The organism is Arthrobacter luteolus NBRC 107841, from assembly GCF_001552075.1.
Lineage (GTDB): Bacteria > Actinomycetota > Actinomycetes > Actinomycetales > Micrococcaceae > Arthrobacter_B > Arthrobacter_B luteolus.
Genome location: NZ_BCQM01000001.1, coordinates 668,293 through 682,713 on the forward strand (window position 1 = coordinate 668,293; position 14,421 = coordinate 682,713).

The window sequence follows — 14,421 nt, forward strand, 5'->3', positions numbered from 1 at the left end:
CGAAGCACAGAGCAGCATGCTTCGAAAGGCAGTGTTATTCCCTTGACTTCCAAACCCCCGGCCCTGACCCGCCGGTTCCCCCGCGTCCATGACCTTGCACCGTTGATGCAGTTCAAAAAACCGCAGGTGGGACCGGCGGCGAAACTGAAACGGGCCAGTACGGTCTGGGACCTGCGGGACCTGGCCAAGCGGCGCACCCCGAAGGCAGCCTTCGACTACACAGACGGCGCTGCCGAGGCGGAAATCACCCTCCGCAGGGCCCGGGAAGCCTTCGAGAACCTGGAGTTCCGCCCCGGGGTCCTGCGCAACGTCGCGTCCGTGGATCTCTCCACCAGCGTGCTGGGGCGGGAGTCTGCCCTGCCCTTCGGAATCGCGCCCACGGGATTCACGCGGATGATGCAGTCCGAAGGTGAATATGCCGGTTCCCAGGCCGCGGAAGCCGCAGGGATCCCCTACACGCTCTCCACCATGGGAACCGCCTCCATCGAAGACGTGGCCGGCGCAGCGCCGAACGGGCGGAACTGGTTCCAGCTCTATCTGTGGACGGACCGGGACAAGTCCCTGGAACTGATCAACCGTGCCGCCGCCGCCGGGTTCGACACCCTGATGGTCACGGTGGACACCGCCGTTGCCGGCGAGCGGCTGCGGGACGTCCGCAACGGCATGACAATTCCCCCGGCACTGACGGTCCGGACAGTACTGGATGCCTCCTACCGGCCCGCATGGTGGTTCAACTTCCTCACGCACGAACCGCTGTCCTTCGCCACGCTCAACCGGTACTCCGGAACCGTGGCCGATCTGATCAATTCCATGTTCGATCCCACGCTGACCTTCGATGACCTCGACTGGCTGCGCCGGGTCTGGAAGGGGAACCTGGTGGTGAAGGGCATCCAGACCGTCGAGGACGCCCGCCGGGCAGTGGACCACGGCGCAGACGGAATCGTCCTGTCCAACCACGGCGGCCGGCAGCTGGACCGGGCGCCGATCCCGCTCCATCTGCTTCCCGCGGTAGCTGCCGAGCTCAAGGGAAAAACCAGCATCATCCTGGACACAGGCATTATGAGCGGCGGGGATATTGTGGCCGCTCTGGCACTGGGAGCGGACTTTACGCTGATTGGCCGGGCCTACCTGTACGGGCTGATGGCCGGCGGCCGGGCGGGCGTGGACCGGAGCATCCAGATCCTCGCCTCCCAGGCAGCGCGGACCATGGCACTGATGGGCGTGGACCGGGTGGCGGACCTGACCCCGGACCATGTCCGGCTGCTCTCCGCCTACTCCCCGGTGGCCGCTGCGGCCCAGCGCCCGGTCCTGCGTTAGGGCCGGCCTCGCTGAGGGCTAAGCGCAGATAAGCAAAAGGCCCGGCACCGGCGCCCTGGAACGGGCTGCCGGGCCGGGCCCTGCCGGTGAAGTCCGGGGCTAGATAACGCCCAGGGCCAGCATGGCGTCGGCGACTTTCACGAAACCGCCGATGTTGGCGCCCACCACGTAGTTTCCGGGCGCACCGTATTCATCCGCGGTTTCCGCGCAGCGGTCATGGATGTTCACCATGATCTCGCTCAGCCGCCGTTCGGTGTGCTCAAAGCTCCAGGCATCGCGGCTGGCGTTCTGCTGCATCTCCAGGGCAGAGGTTGCTACACCTCCGGCGTTCGCGGCCTTGCCCGGGCCGAACAGGACGCCGGCTTCCTGGAAGATTTCAATCGCTTTCGGTGTACAGGGCATGTTGGCGCCCTCAGCGACAGCGACGACGCCGGACTTCAGCAGTGAGGCGGCATCCGCCTCGCCGAGTTCGTTCTGCGTGGCGCAGGGCAGCGCCACGGTGGCTCCGGCGTCCCAGATGGAACCACCGGCGACGTAGGAGGCGCCGTTGCCGCGGCGGGTTGCGTAATCGGAGATGCGGCCGCGCTCGTGTTCCTTGATCTGGCGCAGGAGCGGCACGTCGATTCCGGCCTCGTCCACGACGTAACCCGAGGAGTCCGAGCACGCGATGACTTTGCCACCCAGGTACTGGGCTTTGGCGATCGCGTTGATCGCCACGTTGCCGGAACCGGAAACGATCACCCGCTGTCCGTCCAGGCTCATACCCTTGGTTTTCAGCATTTCCTCGACGAACATCACCACGCCGTAGCCGGTGGCTTCGGGGCGGACCAGGGAGCCGCCCCAGCTGACGCCCTTGCCGGTCAGGACCCCGGATTCGTAGCGGTTAGTGATCCGCTTGTACTGGCCAAAGAGGTACCCGATTTCGCGGCCGCCCACCCCGATGTCACCGGCAGGGACGTCGGTGTATTCACCGATGTGCCGGTAGAGCTCGGTCATGAAGGACTGGCAGAAACGCATCACTTCGGCGTCGGACTTGCCCCGCGGATCAAAGTCGGAGCCGCCCTTGCCGCCGCCGATCGGCATACCGGTCAGGGCGTTCTTGAAGATCTGTTCAAACCCGAGGAACTTCACAATGCCCAGGTAGACGGACGGATGGAAGCGCAGGCCGCCCTTGTACGGGCCCAGTGCGGAGTTGAACTCGACGCGGAATCCGCGGTTGATGCGGACCTGGCCGGCATCATCCACCCACGGCACCCGGAAGATGATCTGGCGCTCGGGTTCGCAGACCCGCTGCAGGATGGCTGCTTCGCCGAATTCGGGATGCTTGCGGAGGACCGGTCCGAGGGTGTCGAAGACTTCAACCACCGCTTGGTGGAATTCCGTTTCGCCGGGGTTGCGGCGGAATACTTCGTCGCGCACGCGTGTGAGTGTTGCGTCCATATATTGCTCCTTATAAATTCCCCGCTTGCTTACTACGCTAAACCGATTGGTGCCGGGGTGCGATTGAAGACCGGAGGCAGCACCGCTTACGGGCGGCGGCGGCGGAACTTGGGTAGTGAACCCAGCAGGTCAGCGGCGCGTTCCGCGGCACGGCCGACAGTGCGGCCGAGCTGCTGCTGGACGCTGGCGTCAGCGGCCGAAGGGGTTTCGGCAGCGCCGGACGGCAGCTGTGCCGCCACGGCAGCGGCAGCGTTTTGCCGTCCTGCTCCGGGCACGGGGCGTCCCGGGAAAAAGGATCGGCCGCCGCGGAAATCGGCTGTCTCCAGGCCGGCGGCGACGCCGGCCAGGCGCGGAGTGGTGGCCTGGACGGCGGTAAGTGATGGCAGATCGAATGCGCTTAGCCATAGTACTACCTCGCCGAGCGGCTCGGTCTTCAGGGCGTAGTACCGCCGCTGTCCTTCCGCCCGCATGGAAACCAGGCCGGCTTCGCGCAGGACCTTCAAATGCTTGGATACCGTGGGCTGGCTGACTTCCAGTTTCTCCACCAGTTCACCCACGGATTTGTCGCCGCTGCGCAGTGCACCCAGGATCTCGCGCCGGGTGCCTTCCGCGATGACAGCGAATACATCATCAATGACCATATCCATTACCTTAGCTGCATATATTCGGCTGTTTACTCACCGGGCCTGTCAGTCGAACCAGGGGTCCAGACCGTGCAGCGGGAAAACTTCCTTACGGGTAGCCATGACCGTCCGGTCAATCTCGTCGTTGGGGTCGTAGCCGACCTCCCAGGAGCGCCACCATACGTCCACACCGTCGCCCATGACCGCTGGGGTGTCGATGCCGTGCCGCTCACGGACATAGTCCCGCCAGCTGCGCGGCACCGGCGTCGTGACCGGCATGCGGGTATTCGCCGCCACCGCGAGCAGGAGGCTCCAGGACCGCGGAACGACGCTGGCCACGTTATACCCGCCGCCTCCGGTAGCCACCCACCGGCCCTCGCAGAACTGATCCGCCAGGCCGGAGATGCTGAGGGCAGCCTGCCGCTGCGTGTCCACGGACAGGCGGAGGTTGGAGAGCGGATCATCCCGGTGTCCGTCACAGCCGTGCTGGCTGATGATCACCTGTGGCGCGAACGCCCCGGTGAGCTGGGGGACGACGGCGTGGAAGGCCCGCAGCCAGCCGGCGTCGGAGGTGCGCGGCGGCAGCGCGACGTTCACGGCCGTGCCCGCGGCATCCGGTCCGCCGGATTCGTTCGCAAAACCGGTTCCGGGGAAAAGCGTCAGCCCTGTTTCGTGCAGCGAAATTGTCATGACCCGTGGATCGTTCCAGAAAATCGACTGGGTGCCGTCTCCGTGATGCGCGTCGACGTCGATGTACAGGACCCGGGAGTAGCCCGCTTCCAGGAACCGCGCGACGGCGGCAGCGGCGTCGTTGTAGATGCAGAAACCTGAGGCTTTGCCGGCGGCGGCGTGGTGCATGCCGCCGCTGAAGTTCACGGCGTGCAGGGCCCGGCCGGACAGCACGGCCTCTGCGGCGGCGAGCGAACCGCCCACCAGCCGGGCACTGGCCTCGTGCATTCCTTCGAAGGCCGGGTCGTCTTCCGTCCCCAGTCCCAGGGCCTCGTTGGATTTGCCGGGATTGCGGCTGATTTCCCGCACCGCGGCGATGTAGCCGGGCTCATGCACGGTGGCGAGCTGGGAGTCCTCAGCGACGAACGGCTCCCCCACGCTCACCTGCGGCAGGTCGAAAATTCCCAGTTCCTTCGCCAGCCTGGCGGTGAGGTCCAGCCGGAGCGGACTCATGGGATGGCTGGCGCCAAAATTATATGCCAGCAGTGACTCGTTCCACACGATATGGGTGGGGATCGCGGGGAGGCTGAGCCCGGTACTCGTCATGGTCACAGGCTACGCGATCCGGCCTCCGTGCCCCGCACTGCTGCCGGCAAGGTTAAGTGGTTTACTACTCAGCAGGACCACAGCGCACAGAACTGGATTTTTCGACCCATGGCATCCCAACAGCAGCCTCCGCTGCAGACGCGCCAACGCCGTCCCCTTGGCTTCGTCGTAGCAGGCCGCGACTTCATTGACGCCGTTGCCAACAGCTCCCCCGCACGTCTGGCACTGATCGTGTTCAGCCTCGTGATTCTGCTGTTCTCGGCGCTGCTGTCGCTTCCCGCGGCTTCGGCTTCCGGCGAAGTGACCCCGCTGCATGACGCGATGTTCACGGCCGTTTCCGCCGTCTGCGTCACCGGCCTGACGGTGGTGTCCACCGCAGCCTACTGGTCCGTGTTCGGGCAGATCCTGATTCTGGTGGCCATCCAGATCGGCGGCCTCGGTATCCTCACCATGGCCTCACTCCTGGCGCTGGCGGTAAACCGGCGCCTCGGCGTGCGCGGCAAACTCATTGCCCAGGAAGGAATGAACACCGGCCGGCTCGGTGAAGTGGGTTCGCTGCTGCGGATCGTGGTGAGCACCACCGTGCTGATCGAGCTGGTCCTCGCCGCGGTGCTGGCCCCGCGCTTTATGATGCTTGGCGAGTCCCCGGTCCAGGCCATCTGGCACGCGGTGTTCTACTCCATTTCCTCGTTCAACAACGCCGGTTTCACCCCGCACTCGGACGGGCTGGTTCCGTATGAAAACGATCTCTGGATCCTGGTCCCGCTCATGCTGGGCGTGTTCATCGGCTCCCTGGGCTTCCCGGTCATCATGGTCCTGCTCCAGACGAGGCTGCGTCCCCGGGGATGGAACCTGCACACCAAGCTGACGCTGGTGGTCTCCTTCATCCTGCTGGGCGCCGGCAGCCTGCTCTGGGCCGCCTTCGAGTGGTTCAACGTGCGGACCATTGCCGGCATGGACGTTGGTGAAAAGATCCTGCATTCCATTTTCGCGTCCGTGATGATGCGCTCGGGCGGGTTCAGCCTGGTTGACATGGCGGACCAGGACGCCAGCACCCTGGTGATCACGGACATGCTGATGTTCGCCGGCGGCGGTTCGGCGTCCACGGCCGGCGGCATCAAGGTCACCACCATCGCTGTGATTTTCCTGGCCATCATCGCGGAGGCGCGCGGTGACACGGATGTGCGGGCCTTCGCCCGGAACATCCCCGCCGGAGCCCTCCGGGTCGCGATTTCGGTGGTGATGCTCGGCGCAACCATGGTCGCCGTCTCCACCCTGGCACTGCTGGTCATCACGGACGAGACCCTGCAGCCGGTACTGTTCGAGGTGATCTCCGCATTCGCTACGGTGGGACTAAGCATCGGGCTGAGCCCGGAGCTGCCGCCGGCAGGCAAGTACGTGCTGGCCGCAACCATGTTCGCCGGCCGCGTCGGAACCATCACGCTCGCGGCCGCGCTCGCCCTGCGGCAACGCAAACCGCTGTACCACTACCCCGAAGAAAGGCCCATCATTGGCTGAAAGACCGCCGCACAACGCTCCCGTCCTGGTGATCGGACTGGGCCGTTTCGGTTCCGCCACCGCCGAGCAGCTCGTGAAGCAGGGCCGGGAGGTCCTCGCCATCGAACGGGACCCGGACCTGGTGCAGAAAGCCGCCGGCAAGCTCACCCACGTGGTGCAGGCCGACGCCACCAACATTGACGCACTCAAGCAGCTGGGCGCGCAGGACTTTTCCGCCGCCGTCGTGGGCGTGGGCACCTCGATCGAATCCAGTGTGCTGATCACGGTCAACCTGGTGGATCTGGGCATCGAGCACCTCTGGGTCAAGGCGATTACGCCTGCCCACGGCAAGATCCTCACCCGGATCGGAGCCAACCACGTGATTTATCCCGAGGCCGACGCAGGGCAGCGCGCAGCGCACCTGGTCGGTGGCCGGATGCTGGACTTCATCGAGTTCGACGACGATTTCGCCATTGTGAAGATGTACCCGCCGAAGGAAACCCAGGGGTTCACTCTGCGCGAGTCCAACGTCCGGTCCAAGTACGGCGTGACGATCGTGGGCGTGAAGTCCCCGGGTGAGGACTTCACCTACGCGCAGGCCGACACCAAGGTTTCCAGCCGGGACGTGCTGATTGTCTCCGGCCATGTTGACCTGCTGGAGCGCTTCGCGGCCCGGCCCTAACCCCTCATCCGCGCTTAGGAAGCTGCGCTGAGCTCCGCGGTGATTTCCGCCGAACGGTCCGCGGCGGCAGCCATTCCCGCCGCAATGATTCCGGGCAGGTCCTGCTCGCCAAAGACGCGGATCGCCGCTTCCGTGGTGCCGTTGGGGCTGGTCACAGCCTTGCGCAGGGCGGCAGCTTCCGCGCCGGGCTCGGCCAGCATGGCACCGGCTCCCGCCACGGTCTCCGCCGCCAGGACCGCGGCGAGTTCCGGATCCAGTCCCAGGTCCGCTCCGGCCTTGGCCATCGCCTCCGCCAGGTAGAAGGCGTAGGCGGGACCGGAGCCGCTGACGGAACCGACGGCGTCCAGCTGGTTTTCGGGCACCTCGACGACACGGCCGGTGCTGGCGAGCAGGGAACGGACCACGCCCACCGATTCCGGGGTGGCCGCGGACCCGGGTGCCAGCGCGGTGACTCCGCGGCCCACCTTGGCCGGGGTATTGGGCATGGTGCGGATCACCTGTGTCCCGGCCGGCAGCGCTGCTTCCATGAGTTCCAGCGGCACGGCTGCGGCAACGCTGACCACGACGGCGCCCGGGGCCAGGGAACCGGCCACCTCAGTGAGCATGGCGCGGACCCCCACGGGCTTCACACCGATGATCACGATGTCCGCTTCCGCCGCGGCGGTGCGGTTGGCGCCGTCGTCCTCGGAACCGGCCAGGACGGTGATCCCGTGCCGCTGCCGCAGCTCCGAGGCACGGTCTGCCCGGCGGACGGTGGCAGTAATGCGGTCCGCCGGGAAACCACCGGCGAGGACACCGCCGAGGATGGCTTCATTCATGGAACCGCAGCCGAGGAAGGAAAGTCGGGGGAGATTTTGCATGCCCCGATTCTTTCACGGGCCGGTGGAGGGGCCGAACGTTACTCCGCTGCCGGGAACGGCCGGCAGGAAAAAGACGGGCGCCGGCAGCCGGTAACCTGCCCGGGTTTACTCGTCGAGCACCTGGTTGAGGTTGACGCGGGCGAACTCCAGGGTCTGCCGCAGCATCTCCTCCCGCTCTCCCGGTTCCTTGGCCCTGCGGGTACTGACTTCAATGGCCACTGTCCCGTTGTAGCCGGTCTCCGAGAGGTACTGCAGGGCCTCGGCACAGCGCTGCGTCCCCTCCCCCGGCAGCAGATGCTCATCCTTGCCGTTCGGCGTTCCGTCCGTCAGATGCACATGGCTGAGCCGGCTGCCGAGTTTGCGGATCTCCTCATAGGAGTCCATCCCGGCGATCGCGGCATGGGAGAAGTCCCAGGTCACGTGGTCGTACGGCTCCGGCAGCGGATTCCAGTGCGGCAGGTAGGCCTTCGCCTCGCGGCCACGGACGCGCCACGGATACATGTTCTCCACGGCGATGGTGACGCCGTAGTCCTCCGCGATCCGCCGGACCCCTTCGGCGAAGTTCTCCGCGTAACCGGTCTGCCAGCGGAACGGAGGATGCGCCACAACGATGTGCGCCCCCACTTCGGCGGCCATCGCAGCGGACAGCTCAATCTTGGTCCAGGCCTTGCCCCAGACCTGCTGGGTCAGCAGCAGGGTGGGTGCGTGGATGGCCAGCACCGGCAGCTGGTACCGGTCGATCAGCCCCTTGACGGTATCCGGGTTCCGGCTGATCTGACTGCCGGTCACCATCACCTCCACGCCGTCGTAGCCCAGGTCGTGGGCCACGGCAAACGTGTCATGCACGGACAGCGGGTAGACCGAGGAGCTGGACAGCGCCACCGGGATGGAGGGCAGGTTGGCGGCCGGCTGGACCGGCTGGGGGGAGGTTAAGGTCATGGCATCGCACTTCCGCTCGGTTCACCGGCAGCAGCCAGGACCAGGGCCCCGGCGTGTTCTGGCAGGTAAGGTTCGGGCCCGGCCGGCAGGGGGCCCGGGGTGTCAAAGCGCAGCGTATCCAAACGCTGCAGGATCAGGCCCTCGCGCAGCGCCCAGGGGCAGATCTGCAGTGTCTTGAGGTCGAAGGCTTCCATCGCCGCCTCAGCAACCAGCGCGCCGGCCAGCAGCTGGGGTGCCCGGAGGACGGAAACCCCGTCCAGGCGGGAGCGCTCGGCCACGCTCATACCGGACAACCGCAGGGTCAGCTCGGAAAGATCCTTCCGGCGCAGCCTGCGCCGGACGTAGGAACCGGCTGCCGACGGCGCCGCGCCGGTCAGGCGGGCCAGGGACCGGAACGTCTTGGAGGTGCCGGTGGCCAGGTCCGGCGCTCCGTACGGCAGGAACTCCAACGCCGCGTCATGCACGGTGTTGCGGATATAGGCCCGCAGCGCGTCAATGCTTTCCGCCGCCGGAGGATCCCCCTCCAGCCAGTCCCGCGTGAGGCGTCCGGCGCCCAGCGGAACCGAGACGGCGACGTCGGGCAGTTCATCCTGGCCCTGTGCCATCTCGAACGATCCGCCGCCGATGTCCAGGTCCAGGAGGGTTCCCGCACCCCAGCCGTACCAGCGCCGCGCGGCGAGGTAGGTCATGGACGCTTCCTGCCGTCCGCTCAGTTCCTTGAGCGCAACGCCGGTGAGGAGTTCCACATGTTCCAGTACGGAAGGCCCGTTGGCGGCTTCCCGGATGGCCGAGGTGCAGAAGGCCAGCAGGTCCTGCGCCCGGTGGCGTTCGGCGAAGTCCCGGGCCTCCTCCACGAATTCGACCAGCAGGTCCCGGCCGTGGTCGGTGATGGCGCCGTTCCCGTCCAGGTGGGCAACCAGCTGCAGCGGCCGTTTGTGGGAGGCGAAGGGCACCGGCCGGGCACCCGGATGGGCGTCCACCAGGAGCAGGTGGACGGTATTGGAACCAATGTCCAGGACGCCTAGTCGCATAGTTCCATTATGGCTCTGCCGCGCCCGCGCGCCTGTTCCGGGCCCCGTGCAGGGACCCGGAGCAAACGCCCGGCAGCCGGCATCGGCCTACTTCTTCGCCGTAGCGCGCTTACGGACAGGCTTTTTGGCCGGCCCCTTCTCGCGCTTCTCGGCCAGCAGTTCCACGGCCTGTTCACGCGTGAGTTCCTCGATCGCGGTGGAGCGCGGAACCGTGATGTTCGTGATGCCGTCGGTGATGTACGGGCCGAAGCGGCCGTCCTTCACCACAATGGGCTTCTCCGACACGGGGTCGGTGCCGAACTCCGCCAGCGGAGCAGCAGCCTGGCGTCCGCCGCGCTGCTTGGGCTGCGAGTAGATCTCCAGCGCCTGCTCCAGGGTGATCGTGAAGATCTCCTCCTCCGAGCCGATCGAGCGGGAGTCCGTGCCCTTCTTCAGGTACGGGCCAAACCGGCCGTTCTGCACGGTGATCTCGTTGCCCTCAGCGTCGGTGCCCAGCACGCGCGGCAGGCGCATCAGCTTCAGGGCCTCCTCCAGGGTGACTGTCTCCACGCTCATGGACTTGAAGAGCGAACCGGTGCGCGGCTTGACCTTGACCGGCTTCTTCGGGGGCTTGGGCTTCCCGTTCTTGTAGTACTCCACCGGCTGGTTGGCCAGTTCCTCGGCCGTGGGCTCGGGGATCAGTTCGATGACGTAGGGACCATAGCGGCCGTTGCGGGCCACGATGGTGCGCCCGGTTTCCGGGTCCTCGCCGAGAACACGTTCCTCGGGGCCGGCACTGTTCATGAGTTCGACCGCCTTTTCGGCGGTCAGCTCATCCGGTGCCAGGTCCTCGGGCACGTTGGCGCGGTCCGGCTCGGTGCCTTCGGGAGCGTCCGCGGGCAGCGGGCGTTCCAGATACGGGCCGAACTTGCCCACGCGCAGCACAATGCCGTCGGCGATCTCGATCGAGTTCACCGCGCGGGCGTCGATCTCGCCGAGATCGTTAACGATGGTGTGGAGGCCGGTCTCAACGCGGTCGCCGTAGTAGAACCGGTTCAGCCATTCCACCCGGCTGGCTTCGCCGCGGGCGATCCGGTCCAGGTCTTCTTCAAGCTCGGCCGTGAAGTCGTAGTCCACGTAGTCGGTGAAATGCTCCTCCAGCAGGCGCACCACGGAGAACGCGATCCAGCTCGGGACCAGGGCCTGGCCGCGGCTGGTCACGTAACCGCGGTCCATGATGGTGGAGATGGTCGCCGCATAGGTGGACGGCCGGCCGATGCCGAGCTCTTCGAGCATTTTGACCAGCGAGGCTTCGGTGAAGCGCGGCGGCGGCGAGGTCTCGTGGCCGGCGGCGGCGAGCTCCGCTGCCTTGAGCGGATCGTCCTTCTTCAGGATCGGCAGGCGGCTGTCTCCGGCGCCTTCCTCGTCTTCCCGGGAAGCGTCATGGCCTTCTTCATATGCAGCCATGAAACCGCGGAAGGTGATAACCGTTCCGGAGGCCGAGAACTCGGCGTCGCGCCCGTCAGCGGACACGGCACCCAGCTTGACTGACGCCGTCGAGCCCTTGGCATCCGCCATCTGGGAGGCGACGGTGCGCTTCCAGATCAGTTCGTAGAGCTTGAACTCGTCGCCGCGCAGCGAGGACGCCACCTGTGCCGGGGTGCGGAAGGAGTCACCGGCGGGGCGGATGGCCTCGTGGGCTTCCTGCGCGTTCTTGGATTTGCCCTTGTATACGCGGCGGGACTCGGGCACGTATTCGGGCCCGTAAAGCTCCGAAGCCTGGCGGCGTGCAGCGTTGATGGCCTGGTCCGACAGCGAGGAGGAGTCGGTACGCATATAGGTGATGTAGCCGTTTTCATACAGCCGCTGCGCCACCTGCATGGTCACGCGGGAGGAGAAACGCAGCTTGCGGCTGGCTTCCTGCTGCAGCGTGGAGGTGGTGAACGGCGCTGCCGGACGGCGGGTGTAGGGCTTGGTCTCCAGCGAACGGACAGAGAACGACGCCGATTCCAGGCCGGCGGCCAGCGAAACGGCGGCTGCCTCGTCCAGGTGGGTGACGGTCTTTGACTTGAGCTCACCGCGGTCGGTGAAGTCCTTGCCGGTGGCGATCCGGGCGCCGTCGACCGAGGTCAGGCGGGCTTTGAAGGTCTCCGAGGACGCGGTGGCGAAGGTGCCCAGCAGGTCCCAGTAGGACGCGGAGCGGAAGGCCATGCGTTCGCGTTCGCGTTCCACCACCAGACGGGTGGCAACGGACTGGACGCGGCCGGCGGACAGCCCCCGGGCGACCTTGCGCCAGAGCACCGGGGAGATCTCATAGCCGTACAGGCGGTCCAGGATGCGGCGGGTTTCCTGCGCGTCGACCATGGAGATGTCGATGTCCCGCATTTCCAGCAGCGCGCGCTGGATGGCTTCCTTGGTGATTTCGGGGAAGGTCAGGCGGTGGACGGGAACCTTCGGTTTCAGGACCTGGAGCAGGTGCCACGCGATGGCTTCGCCTTCGCGGTCACCGTCAGTTGCGAGGTAAAGTTCGTCGGCGTCTTTGAGCGCAGCCTTGAGCTCGGCGACCTTCTTCTTTTTGTCGGCGGAGACGACGTAATAGGGCTCGAAGTCCTTCTCGACGTCGACGGCGAACTTGCCCAGCGAGCTCTTCTTCAGCTCCGCAGGAAGGTCCGAGGGCTGGGGAAGGTCGCGGATATGCCCCATGGAGGCCGTCACTTCGAACCCCTCGCCGAGGTACCCGGCGATGGTCTTGCCCTTGGCCGGGGACTCGACAATTACCAACTTCTTCTTTTTGCCGGCCGACTTGTCCGTTGCCTTAACTGGCACTGTTCTCCTACGTACGGGGTAGATCAAATGAAAATGAGGGAGGCCCGGAAAGGACCGCTGGCCTGCTCATCCTAAGACAGTATGGGGTTTTCCCAAGCACAAGGGTAACCTCAACCGGTCAGGCCCGCCGACGCACCCCCAATTCCGTGCGGTGCTGTTAAGGCTGTGCGGGCAGCAGGAATCCGTCCAGGATGAGATTGCGCACTTCCGCCGAGAGTCCCGCGGCGAATTCCGGATCCTCCCGTCCAAGCAGCGCACCGAGGGCCGCAATGATCGCCCCGGCGGGCAGGTCGCCGTCGCAGGCAGAGACGAATCCGGTGAGCTCGGTGCTCATCAGGTTGGTCCGCCGCAGGCCGGCTCCCTGCCGCAGCAGGATGACGCCGGGATGCTCAGCGCCGGGACGTTGATGGCGTTCCTCCGTGACGTCCCCGGCAGCCACCAGGTGTTCCCCGGCAAGGTCAGGATGGTCCGCCGCCCAGTCAAAGAGGTCGACGGCGGCGCCCAGGTGCGGGCCAATCGGCGACTCGAGCTGGTGGGTGATTTCCTCGAAGCGGCGCAGCGGGGCGGCAGCCGGATCCGTCCGGCGGCGCATCCAGACCATGCCGAAGCCGACGGCGGTGGTGCCCCGGGAGGCAAAGTCCTCAAGGTAGGCGGCGTAGGAGGCGGCGTATTCGTTCTTGTCGCGGTTCTCCGCCGCATCCCGCAGCCACATTTCGGCATATTCCGCCGGGCTGAGGGTCTCCCGCTGGATAACCCACGCATCCATGGTGTCCGGAAGCCAGGAGCGCAGCCGTGCATGCCATCCGCTCTGGGTTTCGTTCGTTTCCTGATCCTGCCCCTGGTCCTGGGCAGGCACTGTTTCCTGGATTTCCCAGTTGCCGAGCATCTGGGCCGTGCCGCCGGGCGCCAGGACTGACTCCAGGTTCCGGAACAGTCCTTCGACAATGCCGTCGCCGGCCAGTCCTCCGTCCCGGTAGGTGAAGCGTTCTTCGGCGGTTTCTTCCAGCGGGCGCGGCGTGATCACGAACGGCGGGTTGGAGACCACCAGGTTAAACCGCTCCCCCGCCACCGGTTCCAGCATGCTGCCCAGCCGCAGGTCGATGCGGCGTTCCGGGAAGGCCGGATCGATTCCGAGCGCGCCGGCATTCAGGAGCAGATTAAAGCGGGTGATTCCCAGCGCCCGCCCGGAAATATCAGTTGCGGTGACGTGCCCGGCATGGCCCAGCAGGTGGAAGGCCTGGATACCGCAGCCGGTTCCCAGGTCCAGGGCGCGCTCCACCGGCCGGCGGACGGTCAGCTGGGCCAGGGACAGGGACGCCTGCCCGATCCCCAGGACATGGTCATGCGGCAGGACCCCGGGCCGCTGGTGCGCCCCGAGATCGCTGGCCACCCAGAGCTGGACGCCGGCCGTGGGGCCGCCGTCGCCGTTCCCCGAATCAGCGCCCGCCTCGGCGCCGCCGTCCGTTGTGGAGGCAGCGCCGTCGTTCACCGCGCCGTCAAAAGCGTAGGGCCGCAGGTCAACGGCGGCCCGCAGCAGTTCCGGAGTCTCCGGATCACCTTCGGCCAGCCCCAGCTCCAGCAGACCGGCGGCGCCGGTTCGGGGGAACGCGGCATCCAGCCGGGCCGGGGCCACGGATTCCCCGGCCAGCCACAGCAGCACTGCGGCAGCCACGGGTGCCGGGGTCCCGGCTTCGGCGGCAGCGCGGCAGACCAGCAGCGCCGGAACCACCTGCTCCCGGCCCAGCGCGGCGCTGGCTTCCTCTCCCAGGAAGGCGGCGACTCCGTCCACCGTGTAACCGGCGTCCTGCAGGTCAGCGGCAAGGCCGGACAGCAGCGGAAGGTTCGAGCTCTGCGGAGCACCCGGGATCCGGGAAAAGTCAGTCACCGCTCCAGTCTAGGTTCCGCCGCGTGTCCTCCCGGCACGAACCCAGGGCTCCCCGGGGGCTGCCCGA

The 14,421-nt window shown here is 66.6% G+C and carries 11 protein-coding genes; 3 read left to right on the forward strand and 8 right to left on the reverse strand.

The window, feature by feature from the left end; translation table 11 throughout:
* Positions 1-105 precede the first annotated feature (105 nt).
* On the forward strand, positions 106-1,317 hold the full coding sequence (locus tag AL3_RS03100) for an alpha-hydroxy acid oxidase (RefSeq protein ID WP_083521422.1): 1,212 nt from the start codon (positions 106-108) through the stop codon (positions 1,315-1,317).
* 99 nt (positions 1,318-1,416) lie between these two features.
* On the opposite strand, the gene gdhA is transcribed toward AL3_RS03100, so the two are convergent.
* From gdhA to AL3_RS03115, 3 genes are all read right to left on the reverse strand, one after another.
* On the reverse strand, positions 1,417-2,757 hold the full coding sequence (gene gdhA, locus AL3_RS03105; protein WP_066296431.1) for an NADP-specific glutamate dehydrogenase: 1,341 nt from the start codon (positions 2,755-2,757) through the stop codon (positions 1,417-1,419).
* 86 nt (positions 2,758-2,843) lie between these two features.
* Positions 2,844-3,398 (reverse strand): ArsR/SmtB family transcription factor, encoded by a 555-nt coding sequence (locus AL3_RS03110; RefSeq protein WP_066296434.1) that lies wholly within the window; start codon positions 3,396-3,398, stop codon positions 2,844-2,846.
* 48 nt (positions 3,399-3,446) lie between these two features.
* Positions 3,447-4,655 (reverse strand): acetoin utilization protein AcuC, encoded by a 1,209-nt coding sequence (locus tag AL3_RS03115; protein WP_066296437.1) that lies wholly within the window; start codon positions 4,653-4,655, stop codon positions 3,447-3,449.
* Between the two features lie 108 nt (positions 4,656-4,763).
* Between AL3_RS03115 and AL3_RS03120 the strand changes: the two genes are divergently transcribed.
* Both AL3_RS03120 and AL3_RS03125 read left to right on the forward strand, forming a co-directional pair.
* Positions 4,764-6,173: a TrkH family potassium uptake protein gene (locus tag AL3_RS03120; RefSeq protein WP_066296442.1), complete on the forward strand. Its 1,410-nt coding sequence runs from the start codon at positions 4,764-4,766 to the stop codon at positions 6,171-6,173.
* Positions 6,166-6,834 (forward strand): potassium channel family protein, encoded by a 669-nt coding sequence (locus AL3_RS03125; protein ID WP_066296444.1) that lies wholly within the window; start codon positions 6,166-6,168, stop codon positions 6,832-6,834. The genes AL3_RS03120 and AL3_RS03125 overlap by 8 nt, the downstream gene beginning before the upstream one ends.
* 14 nt (positions 6,835-6,848) lie before the next feature.
* Here AL3_RS03125 and proC read toward each other — a convergent pair whose 3' ends face one another.
* From proC to AL3_RS03150, 5 genes are all read right to left on the reverse strand, one after another.
* Entirely contained in the window at positions 6,849-7,694 is an 846-nt protein-coding gene (gene proC, locus AL3_RS03130) for a pyrroline-5-carboxylate reductase (RefSeq protein WP_066296446.1), read from the reverse strand.
* 105 nt (positions 7,695-7,799) lie between these two features.
* A complete protein-coding gene (locus tag AL3_RS03135) occupies positions 7,800-8,633 on the reverse strand; it encodes a sugar phosphate isomerase/epimerase family protein (RefSeq protein WP_066296450.1) in 834 nt (277 codons plus the stop codon).
* Positions 8,630-9,664, reverse strand: coding sequence for a Ppx/GppA family phosphatase (locus AL3_RS03140; protein ID WP_066296461.1), 1,035 nt, complete (start codon positions 9,662-9,664; stop codon positions 8,630-8,632). Before AL3_RS03140 ends, AL3_RS03135 begins: the two co-directional genes overlap by 4 nt.
* 87 nt (positions 9,665-9,751) lie before the next feature.
* A complete protein-coding gene (gene topA, locus AL3_RS03145) occupies positions 9,752-12,469 on the reverse strand; it encodes a type I DNA topoisomerase (protein WP_066296464.1) in 2,718 nt (905 codons plus the stop codon).
* A gap of 157 nt (positions 12,470-12,626) precedes the next feature.
* Entirely contained in the window at positions 12,627-14,354 is a 1,728-nt protein-coding gene (locus AL3_RS03150; RefSeq protein ID WP_066296467.1) for a DUF7059 domain-containing protein, read from the reverse strand.
* Positions 14,355-14,421 lie beyond the last annotated feature (67 nt).